This window comes from Micrococcus sp. MS-ASIII-49 (genome assembly GCF_000946635.1).
Lineage (GTDB): Bacteria > Actinomycetota > Actinomycetes > Actinomycetales > Micrococcaceae > Micrococcus > Micrococcus luteus.
In genome coordinates, this window is record NZ_JXSP01000113.1 from 1 (window position 1) to 395 (window position 395).

A 395-nucleotide genomic window follows, 5' to 3' on the forward strand; every position below is an offset into this window, starting at 1 on the left:
CAGCTTTTCATGGCCGCTTACACCAGCGCGAGCAGCTCAACCGCTTCGCCGCGCGGGAGACCGACCCCGTGCGTCGCTGGAAGCTCTCGCCCACCGACCTGGCCTCCCTGGACAAGTGGGACGACTACACGAACGCGAAGGAGGCCATGTTCTTCTACACGCACACGGCCGACGCCCCGTGGACCGTCGTGAAGTCGAACGACAAGAAGCGCGCCCGCCTCGAGGCCATCCGCCATGTGCTGCACACGCTGCCCTACCCGGACAAGGACGAGCGCATCGTCCACCGCCCCGACCCGCAGATCTGCGGCCCGGCCAACGAGCTGGCCGAGTACGGCGAGGTCTCCGGCGGATCGTTCCCGCGCGTGCGCTGACCGGGCCGCGCACGACGGCGCCCC

At 69.6% G+C, this 395-nt stretch carries 1 pseudogene; it reads left to right on the forward strand.

Going from position 1 to position 395, the window contains the following annotated elements:
• Nucleotides 1-371 (forward strand): annotated as a pseudogene (locus SJ20_RS08245) (polyphosphate kinase 2); the annotation flags it as partial.
• Between the last annotated feature and the right edge of the window lie 24 nt (nt 372-395).